The sequence below is a fragment of the Micromonospora sp. AB353 genome (genome assembly GCF_049538395.1).
GTDB lineage: Bacteria > Actinomycetota > Actinomycetes > Mycobacteriales > Micromonosporaceae > Micromonospora > Micromonospora aurantiaca.
In genome coordinates this window covers 63,176-72,665 of sequence record NZ_JBMVFV010000023.1, presented here as the reverse complement: position 1 = coordinate 72,665, position 9,490 = coordinate 63,176, and the positions used below count along the sequence as shown (strand labels likewise).

The 9,490-nt window shown below is 75.5% G+C and carries 6 protein-coding genes; 5 read left to right on the top strand and 1 reads right to left on the bottom strand.

Annotated elements, in window-relative coordinates; genetic code table 11:
• Positions 1-501: 501 nt before the first annotated feature.
• Positions 502-1,008 (top strand): inorganic diphosphatase, encoded by a 507-nt coding sequence (locus ACPCK6_RS13075; protein ID WP_013288994.1) that lies wholly within the window; start codon positions 502-504, stop codon positions 1,006-1,008.
• A 55-nt stretch (positions 1,009-1,063) separates the two neighbouring features.
• Here the strand turns inward: ACPCK6_RS13075 and eccD are convergent, their stop codons facing one another.
• On the bottom strand, positions 1,064-2,446 hold the full coding sequence (eccD, locus tag ACPCK6_RS13070; protein WP_423481228.1) for a type VII secretion integral membrane protein EccD: 1,383 nt from the start codon (positions 2,444-2,446) through the stop codon (positions 1,064-1,066).
• Between the two features lie 106 nt (positions 2,447-2,552).
• Here eccD and eccCa point away from each other — a divergent pair, with 106 nt between their 5' ends.
• The 4 genes from eccCa (at position 2,553) to ACPCK6_RS13050 (ending at position 9,481) form a co-directional block, all read left to right on the top strand.
• Entirely contained in the window at positions 2,553-6,491 is a 3,939-nt protein-coding gene (gene eccCa, locus ACPCK6_RS13065) for a type VII secretion protein EccCa (RefSeq protein WP_423481227.1), read from the top strand.
• A gap of 88 nt (positions 6,492-6,579) precedes the next feature.
• Positions 6,580-7,893: a type VII secretion-associated serine protease mycosin gene (mycP, locus tag ACPCK6_RS13060; RefSeq protein ID WP_423481226.1), complete on the top strand. Its 1,314-nt coding sequence runs from the start codon at positions 6,580-6,582 to the stop codon at positions 7,891-7,893.
• A gap of 40 nt (positions 7,894-7,933) precedes the next feature.
• On the top strand, positions 7,934-8,725 hold the full coding sequence (locus ACPCK6_RS13055; RefSeq protein ID WP_396880861.1) for a phosphatase PAP2 family protein: 792 nt from the start codon (positions 7,934-7,936) through the stop codon (positions 8,723-8,725).
• Between the two features lie 30 nt (positions 8,726-8,755).
• Positions 8,756-9,481, top strand: coding sequence for a phosphatase PAP2 family protein (locus ACPCK6_RS13050; RefSeq protein WP_423481225.1), 726 nt, complete (start codon positions 8,756-8,758; stop codon positions 9,479-9,481).
• Positions 9,482-9,490: the final 9 nt, after the last annotated feature.

The window sequence follows — 9,490 nt, the reverse complement described above, 5'->3', positions numbered from 1 at the left end:
CGGCCGGCCCGGGGGCGGCCCGGAGGGTACGGGCGGCGCGGCGCCGGCCGGCGGGACCGGCGGGCTCACCGGGATCGAGTCCGGCGCGCCGGGCCGGTTCAGCGCGGCCGTGGGATCGTGCGGCGGGCCGACGCGGGCCGTGCCGCTCGCCGGGCCGTGACCGTGGTGCGGCGGGCCGGAGCCGTGGTGCGGGGGGCCGACGCGGGCGGAGCCGGCGGCCGGAGCCGGACGATGAGGGACGTTGGCACCCGGCACGGACACCCGTCCGGTGGCCCCGCCGGAACCGGAACCGGCGGACCCGCGCTCGTCAACCCTCTCGGGGCGGTAGTGTGAATCTTCCCTCCCCACGGCCCCCTCCTCCCCGCTCGAAATCGCCTTGGGCGACACTACTTCGGTCCGAACACTATGCGGCGGCCGGAGCCGACGGGGGGCGTTCACCCCGCGCCGGGGGTGAGCCGCTGGTTCCGTTAGCCAGCGTGGGCAAACGAGGGAGCGTGGAAGATGGATTTCGACGTCACGGTTGAGATCCCCAAGGGTCACCGGAACAAGTACGAGGTAGACCACGCGACCGGCCGCATCCGGCTGGACCGCACCCTCTTCACCTCCACGCAGTACCCGGCCGACTACGGGTTCATCGAGGGCACCCTGGGCGAGGACGGCGACCCGCTGGACGCGCTGGTGCTGGTGCCGGAGCCGACGTTCCCGGGCTGCCTGATCCGCTGCCGCACCATCGGCATGTTCCGGATGACGGACGAGAAGGGCGGCGACGACAAGGTCCTCTGCGTGCCCTACGAGGACCCGCGTCAGGAGCACCTGCGCGACATCCACCACCTGGGCGAGTTCGACCGGCTGGAGATCCAGCACTTCTTCGAGGTCTACAAGGACCTGGAGCCGGGCAAGTCGGTCGAGGGCGCGACCTGGGTGGGCCGGGTCGAGGCCGAGGCGGAGATCGCCGCGTCGTACCGGCGCGCCAAGGAGGCCGAGGAGCGCGGCGAGACGCTGCACTGACGATCATGCTTGCCGGGGGCCCGGGTCGCGCGTCGCGACCCGGGCCTCCGCGTGTTCAGGCGAGCAGGTCGCGGGCCCGGTCGTAGAGGCCGAGCACCGCGCAGGCCACCGGCACCACAGCGACCACGAGCGCGGTGTCGGTCAGGTCGGCCAGCCGGCCGAGGTACGGGGAGACGGGCCGCCTGGCGTACGTGGCGCCGGCGGTGACCGCCGTCAGGGCCAGGGCCAGCCCGCCCACCGTCAGCGCGAGCCGGGCACCCGGACCGGCCCGGTCGGCCAGCACCACGCCGAGCACTGCGAACCCGGTCAGCCCGGCGACGATCGCGGGCACCCGGTGCCGTACCGCCACGAACAGGCGGGAGCGCAGCAGCAGCACCCCGCAGGCGACGGCGGCGAGCAGCAGCCCGGCGGTCCGGCCGACGGAGACGAGCACCGCGACCGCACCGACGGCGAGCACCGCGTGGCCGAGCAGCATCCCGGTGAGCACCTCCTCGGCGCGGGCCACCGCCGCGTGCACCCGGCCCCGGTCCGGCAGGTCGCGGGTGCCGGCCGGGCTGGGCAGGGTGAGCGGCGGCAGCGGTAGCTTGCCGACCCGGATCGCCAGCAGCGGCAGCCCGCCGAGCGCGAACACCAGCACGGCGAGCAGGACGGCGGCGGTGCCGTCCGGGTCGAGCAGCAGCCCGCCGAGCGCTGCCGCCACGCCCGCCAGGCCGACTGTCACCCCGGCCACGAAGACGCGGGACCGGCTGGCCACGCCGAGCAGGCCGAGCACCGCCACCAGCAGCAGCGCCACCGAGCCGACCAGCAGTTCCGGCGCGCCCACCCAGCGCAGGCCGGGGATCGGGCCGACCGGATCGCCGGAGGCGACAGCGAGCGCACCGGCCACCGCGGCCCAGGGCAGCGCGTACCCGCCGAGCGTGGCGCCGACCGGGCCGTCGCCGTACGCCCGGGACGCCGCGGTGGCGGTGAGCACCAGGATCAGGGCGACCGCAGCGGCGACCGGCCAGCCGCGCGCGCCCGGACCGGCCGCGACCACGGCGACCAGGCCGACGGCCAGGGGTACGGCGGCACCGGCGAGCGCCGCGACCCGGGTGGCCCGGCCGGACCAGGCGGCGCCCCGGCGCCGGGCGCCGTCCACGATCGCCTCGACCACGTCGTCGTACTCCAGCTCGGGCCACTGCGCGCGGGCCGGCACCAGGTGCAGCACCTCGCCGTCGCGCACTCCTTGCGGCAGCAGCGCCTGGGCGGTGGCGAGCACCGCCCCGTCGGTCCGGCGCAGCACCCACCCGCCGTGCCGCTCCCCGTCGTCGGCCAGCCCCTCCCCGGCGTGCCGGAGCACCTCGGGCAGCAGCTCGGCCAGGGGCACCTGCTCCGGGAGGGCCACGTCGACCCGCCGCCTGGGCGCGCTGATCGTGACCCGGGCGAGCCCGCTTGTCATCGAGGCATCTCCATATCGGGCGGAGGGAGTGGGCTGACGGACGAGAGGACTTTACCTACGATGAGCCAGGCTCGGGTTACCCAGAGCCACTTCCGGGGGAGGGTGAGTGTCCACTGTCGTCATCAAGCGGCCGCCTCGCCGCCCGGCACCGGAGATCCCGGTCGGTGAGCTGCCCGTCGAGGCGCCGCCGGAGATCCCCGCCGCCGCCGGTGGGCGCTGGCAGCAGGCGCTGATGGTGCTGCCGATGCTCGGCGGGACGGTGGCCATGGCGATGATGTTCGGCCGCGGCGGCGGTGCCTACTCGTACGTGGTGGGCGGCATGTTCGGCCTCTCCTCGCTGGCGATGCTGGTCACCACCTGGGGCAGCGCCGGGCCGAAGAAGTCCGAGCTGATGGCCGCCCGCCGGGAGTACCTGCGTCACCTCGCCACGCTCCGGCGGCGGGTGCGGGAGACCGCCGGCGCCCAGCGGGCCGGGCTGTCCTACCGCCATCCCGAGCCGGGGCGGCTCTGGTCGACTGTCGACAGTCACCGGGTCTGGGAGCGCCGGCCGGGCGACCCGGACTTCGCCGTGGTCCGGGTCGGTGTGGGCCCGCAGACGCTCGCCACCCCGCTGGTCCCGCCGGTCACCCGCCCGCTGGAGGAGTTGGAGCCGATGACGGCCGGGGCGCTGCGGCGCTTCCTGGACGCGTACTCGGTGGTGCCGGACCTGCCGGTGGCGCTGTCGCTGCGCAGTTTCGCCCGGGTCTTCGTGCGCGGCCCGGCCGGCCCGGTACGCGGCGCCGGCTCGCCCGCCGCGCAGGCGCTGGCCCGGGCGGTACTCACCCAGCTCGCCGTCTTCCACGCGCCGGACGAGCTGCTGATCGCGGTCTGCGCCGGGCCGGAACGCCGCAGCGCCTGGGAGTGGGTGAAGTGGCTGCCGCACGCCCACCATCCGGCGCGCACCGACGCGCTGGGCCCGGTGCGGCTGGTCACCAGCGCCGCCGCCGACCTGGAACGGCTGCTCGACGACGTACTCGGCGCCCGGTCCCGGTTCAGCCCGCACGGCACCGCGACCGACGGTCCGCACGTCGTGGTGGTGCTCGACGGCGGCGACCTGACCGGCGCGACCGACCTGGCCGGCGACGGCGGCATCGACGCGGTCACCGTGCTCGACCTGGACACTCCGCCGCCCCGGCTGCTCGACCGGTACGCGCTCCTGCTCGACCTGGTCGACGGCCGGTTGCACTCACACTCCGCGGAGGGGCACGCCGAGGTGGGCGCCGCCGACGCGCTGGCGTCCGCCGACGCGGAGGCGGTCGCCCGGCGGCTCGCGCCGCTGCGGCTCGCCGGCACGGTACGCGGACCCGACGCGCCGCCCGGTGCCGAGCTGGGCCTGCCCGAGCTGCTGGGTCTGGGCGACCCGGAGAGCTTCACCGCCGAGCAGGGCTGGGCGCCCCGGGCCGCGCGGGACCGGCTGCGGGTACCGATCGGGGTGGGCGCCGACGGCGGGGCCATCGACCTCGACCTGAAGGAGTCGGCGCAGGACGGCATGGGCCCGCACGGCCTGCTGATCGGCGCGACCGGGTCGGGCAAGTCGGAGCTGCTGCGCACGCTGGTGCTGGGGCTGGCCGCCACGCACAGCTCGGAGCAGCTCAACTTCGTGCTCGTCGACTTCAAGGGCGGCGCCACGTTCGCGTCGTTCGAGCGACTGCCGCACACCGCCGCCGTGATCACCAACCTGGCCGACGCGCTGCCGCTTGTGGACCGGATGGTGGACGCGATAAACGGGGAGCTGATGCGCCGGCAGGAGTTGCTGCGCCGGGCCGGCAACTTCGCGAGCGTGCGCGACTACGAGCGGGCCCGGGCGGCCGGTTCGCCGCTGGCCCCGCTGCCGTCGCTGCTGCTGATCTGCGACGAGTTCTCCGAGCTGCTGTCCGCCAAGCCCGACTTCATCGACCTGTTCGTGCAGATCGGGCGGCTGGGCCGGTCGCTCGGTGTGCACCTGCTGCTGGCGAGCCAGCGGCTGGAGGAGGGGCGGCTGCGCGGGCTGGACACGCACCTGTCGTACCGGATCGGGTTGCGGACGTTCTCGGCGCTGGAGTCCCGGACGGTGCTGGGCGTGCCGGACGCGCACGAGCTGCCGCGCAGCCCGGGGCACGGTTACCTGCGCTCGGGCACCGATCCGCTGGTCCGGTTCAAGGCCGCGTACGTCTCCGGGGCGGTCCGCCGGCGCGGCGGGGCGGCGGGCGCGTCCGGCGCCGGTGAGGCACGGGTGCTCGCGTTCTCCACCCACCTGGTCCCGGTGCCCGAGCCGCCCGCGCCCGTCGCTCCGCCCGCCGAGGACGACAGCGGCGAGACGCTGCTGGACCTGCTCGTGGACCGGCTGGCCGGGCAGGGCCCGCCCGCGCACCAGGTGTGGCTGCCGCCGCTGGACGCCTCGCCCGCCCTGGACGAGCTGCTCGGCCCGGTCGGCGCAGACCCGGTACGCGGGCTCACGGTGGCGAATCCGGAGCTGCACGGGGCGCTGCAGGTGCCGGTGGCGGTGGTGGACAAGCCGTTCGAGCAGCGGCGCGACCTGCTCTGGCTGGCGCTGGACGGTGCGGCCGGGCACGTCGCGGTGGTGGGCACCACCCGCAGTGGCCGGTCCAGTCTGCTGCGCACCCTGGTCTGCGCGCTCGCGCTCACCCACACCCCGGCCGAGGTGCAGGTCTACTGCCTCGACTTCGGCAGCGGGACGCTCGGCACGCTGCGCGACCTGCCGCACGTGGGCGGGGTCAGCGGGCGGACCGACGGCACCGCCGTGCGCCGTACCGTCGGCGAGGTCGCCGGGCTGCTGGCCGAGCGGGAGCGGCGTTTCGCCGAGGCCGGTGTGGAGTCGATGGCCGCGTGGCGACGGCGGCGGGCGGCGGGCGCGCCCGACCCGTTCGGGGACGTCTTCCTGGTGGTGGACGGCTGGAACACGCTGCGCGGCGAGTACGAGGACCTGGAACCCCTGGTCACCGAGCTCGCCACCCGGGGCCTGGCGTACGGGGTGCACGTGGTGGCGAGCGCGCTGCGCTGGTCGGACTTCCGCCCGGCGATCCGCGACCTGTTCGGCTCCCGGCTGGAGTTGCGTCTCGGCGACCCGGCCGACTCGGTGGTGGTCAAGCGCGCGCTGGCGGCCACCGTGCCGGAGGAGCGGCCGGGTCGCGGCATCACCGCGGGCGGCCTGCACTTCCTCACCGCCGAACCGCGCGTCGAGGCGCTGGGCGCGGAGACCGCCGACCTGGTCAAGGCGGTCGCCGGCGCGTGGAGCGGTCCGCCGGCGCCCCGGGTGCGGCTGCTCCCGCCGGTGCTGCCGTACGCCGAACTGGACCACAGCACGACGAGCGGGCCGGCGTTCCCGATCGGCGTGGCCGAGGCCGACCTGTCCCAGGTGGTGCTGGACTTCGCCACCGAGCCGAACTTCCTGGTCTTCGGCGACGCCGAGTGCGGCAAGTCGTCGTTCCTGCGGGCGCTCGCCACCTCGATCGTCAACCGGTTCACGCCGGAGCAGGCCCGGGTGATGCTCGTGGACTACCGGCGCAGCCTGATGGGCGTGATCGAGACGCCGCACCTGATCGGTTACGGCACCGCCGCGCCGCACACCGCCGAGCTGATCGAGTCGGCCGCCGGTTATCTCCAGGGGCGGCAGCCGGGGCCGGAGGTGACACCGGCGCAGTTGCGCAGCCGGTCGTGGTGGACGGGACCGGAGCTGTTCGTGCTCGTGGACGACTACGACCTGGTGGCGGGCGGGCCGACGAACCCGTTGCGGGCGCTGGAGGACCACCTGCCGCACGCGCGGGACGTCGGGCTGCACCTGGTGCTGGCGCGGCGGACCGGCGGCGCCGGGCGGACCGCGTACGAGCCGATCGTGCAGCGGTTGCGCGAGCTGTCCACGGCCGGGCTGGTGATGTCGGGCGGTCCGGAGGAGGGCGCGCTCGTCGGCCAGGTGAAGGCCGGGCCGCTGCCGCCGGGGCGGGCGCGTCTGGTCACCCGCCGGGAGGGGGTGCGCCTGGTGCAGTTGGCGTATCTCCCGCCCGGGTGATCAGGCTGGCCGAGTTGCCCCGTGACGGCCGGGGCAACCGGTAATCTCCGTGCAGCATGTGTCTGACGCGACCGAACGGCTGGGGAATGTGACAGGGGATCGGCAGGGACTGCCCGGTGGGCCGCCCCGGCGTCTCGCCGGACGCGCGCTGCTCGCCGCCGCCTCGGCACTGGTCACCGTGGCCGGTCCGCTGGCACCGCCGGCACACGCCGCGCCCGCCGCCTCGGCCGCCGTGGCACGGCCCTGGTCGGCCCCCGACCGTCCGCTGCGCACCGACCAGGTACGCGACGAGCAGTGGCAGCTGGAGGAGCTGCGGGCGAAGACGGCGTGGCGCACGTCGACCGGGCGCGGCGTGGTGGTCGCGGTGATCGACTCCGGTGTGGACGGCTCCCACCCCGACCTGGCCGGTCAGGTGCTGCCCGGCCTGGATCTGGTGACGCCGGACGGCTCGGCCGGCCCGGACCCGGTGGGGCACGGCACCACGGTGGCGGGGCTGATCGCCGGGCGGGCCGACGACGACCGGGGCGTGGTGGGGCTCGCGCCGGACGCCAAGATCCTCCCGGTCCGGGTGCTCGACGCCGAGAACCGCTACGACGACGCGCTGATCATCGCCAAGGCGGTGCGCTGGGCGGTCGACAACGGCGCCCAGGTGGTCAACCTGTCGCTCGGCGGCAGCAGCGACAACCCGGCCCTGGCCGCGGCGCTCGACTACGCGTTCGCCCGGGACGTGGTGGTGGTCGCCTGCACCGGCAACCTGGCCACCTCGACGACCACGGACGTCTGGTACCCGGCCCGGGAACCGGGCGTGCTCGCGGTCACCGGGCTGGAGCGGACCAGCGAGAACCTCTGGTCCGGCTCGATCACGGGGCACGAGACGGTGCTCAGCGCTCCGGCCACCGGGCTCTACGGCGCTCGTCCGGAGGGCTACTGGCGGGTGCAGGGGACGAGCTTCGCCGCGCCGCTCGTCGCCGCGACGGCGGCCCTGGTCCGCTCGCGCTATCCGAAGATGTCGGCCGGGGACGTGGTCAACCGGCTGATCAGCACCGCCCGGGATCTGGGCCCGACCGGGCGGGACGACCGGTTCGGCTACGGCCTGGTCGACCCGGTGGCCGCGCTCACCGGTGACGTGCCGTCGGTGGTCCACAACCCGCTCGACGACAACGCCTCCCCCGGCGTGGTGGGCTTCGGGCCGGCACCCGGCGACGGACCGGACACCCGGGCCGCGGCGGCGGGCCGCGGCGGCGACCCGCTCGGGCGTACGGCGGAGGGCTGGACCGCCCGGCCGGCCGGACAGACGGACGTCTCCGCCCCGGAGCGGCTCTGGACCGGCCTGGCCCTGTTCGTCGCCCTCGTCACCGGCACCGCGCTGATGGTTCGCCGGTTCCGGCAGACCCGGCGCTGAACCGGTCTGACCCTGCCCTCCGGTGGGTAGGGGAATGCCCATGGACACCACCGGGGCCACGGTCACGCACCGGTCGTGGCGGCACCGCCGCCTCGACCGCGATCACTCGCTGGGGCTACGGCTCACCCTGACGGTGGTCGCGGCGTTCCTGGTGCTGGTGCCGTTCGCCCTGATCGCCCTGCTGGTGCTCGGCGCCTGGCCGCCCCTGCTGCGGCTGGACGCCTCGATCACCGACGCGTTCCACGGGTACGCGCAGGACCATCCCGCCTGGGTCGCGGTGATGACGGTCTGGACGCACGTGTTCGGGCCCGGCCCGCTGCGGGTGGCAGCGGTCGTGGTGGTGGTCTGGCTGGTCCGGCGCGGCGCGCCCCGGCTCGCGGTCTGGGTGGTGGTCACCATGGTCGCCGGCGGGCTGCTCGGCGCGCTGCTCAAGCTGCTCGTCGGCCGGGACCGGCCGGATCTGCTCGACCCGGTGGCCCGGGCCGCCGGCTACTCCTTCCCGTCCGGCCACGCGCTCAACGCCACGCTCGCCGCGGGTGTGCTGCTGCTGGTGTTCCTGCCGTTCGTGCGGGACAGCCGCCCGGGCCGGATCGCGCTGTGGACCGCCGCCCTGCTGGTCACGGTGGTGACCGGGATCAGCCGGATCGCGCTCGGCGTGCACTGGACCAGCGACGTGGTGGGCGGCTGGGTGCTCGGGACCGCAGTGGTGGCCGCGACAGCGGCGGCGTTCGCCACCTGGCGTAGCGGGTCGGGACGGCCGTCCACGCGTCCGCTGCGCGAGGGGGTCGAGCCGGAGCTGGCCGACCAGCGGCCGGAGGGCGGCCGGGCGTAGCCGGGCCCGCATCGGGGTACAGGCGACCCCATGTCCGATGTCGTGATCCGAGTCACCCGGCGTGTCCTGCTGCCGCTGACCCTGCTCTTCGCGCTGATGGTGGGCCTGGGCCTGCTGGTGACCCGGGTACTGGCGCACACCTGGCCGTTCACCGTGGAGGACACGGTCAACCGGGAGCTGGCCGGCGACCGGACGCCGGGGTGGAACGACGTCTCGCTGGTGTTCAGCACGCTCGCCAGCACCCAGATGATCGTCGTGGTCACCGTGCTGGCGGCGTTGGTGCTGCGGCTGGTGCTGCACCGCTGGCGGGAGCCGCTGTTCCTGTGCGCGGCGGTGACCGCGCAGGCGCTGATCTTCCTGTTCACCACGATGGTCATCGACCGGAACCGCCCGGCCGTGGCGCACATGGACGCCTCGCCGCCCACGTCCAGCTTCCCGTCCGGGCACACCTCGGCGGCGACGGCGCTCTACGTCGGCCTCGCGGTGCTGCTGGCGCTGCGGGCGCGCAGCACCCCGACCAAGGTCGGCTGGTGGACGCTGCTGGTGCTGGTGCCGATCGGCGTGGCGCTCACCCGGATGTACCGGGGCATGCACCACCCCAGCGACGTGGTCGCCTCGTTCCTCAACGGCGGCGTCTGCGTGGCGATCATGGCCCGGGCGGTCCTCGACCGCACGCTCACCTGGGGTCGCGCCCATCTGCCGCTGTCCCGCTCGGGGGACGAGGCGACACCGGCGGGAGCGCCGGCGGGCGGCTGAGCGCCGCCG

Bases quoted from the DNA above. Each gene is read 5' to 3' on its own strand.
- ACPCK6_RS13050 (WP_423481225.1), top strand. From the start codon at position 8,756: ATGTCCGATGTCGTGATCCGAGTCACCCGGCGTGTCCTGCTGCCGCTG.
- eccD (WP_423481228.1), bottom strand. From the start codon at position 2,446: ATGACAAGCGGGCTCGCCCGGGTCACGATCAGCGCGCCCAGGCGGCGG.
- ACPCK6_RS13055 (WP_396880861.1), top strand. From the start codon at position 7,934: ATGGACACCACCGGGGCCACGGTCACGCACCGGTCGTGGCGGCACCGC.
- ACPCK6_RS13075 (WP_013288994.1), top strand. From the start codon at position 502: ATGGATTTCGACGTCACGGTTGAGATCCCCAAGGGTCACCGGAACAAG.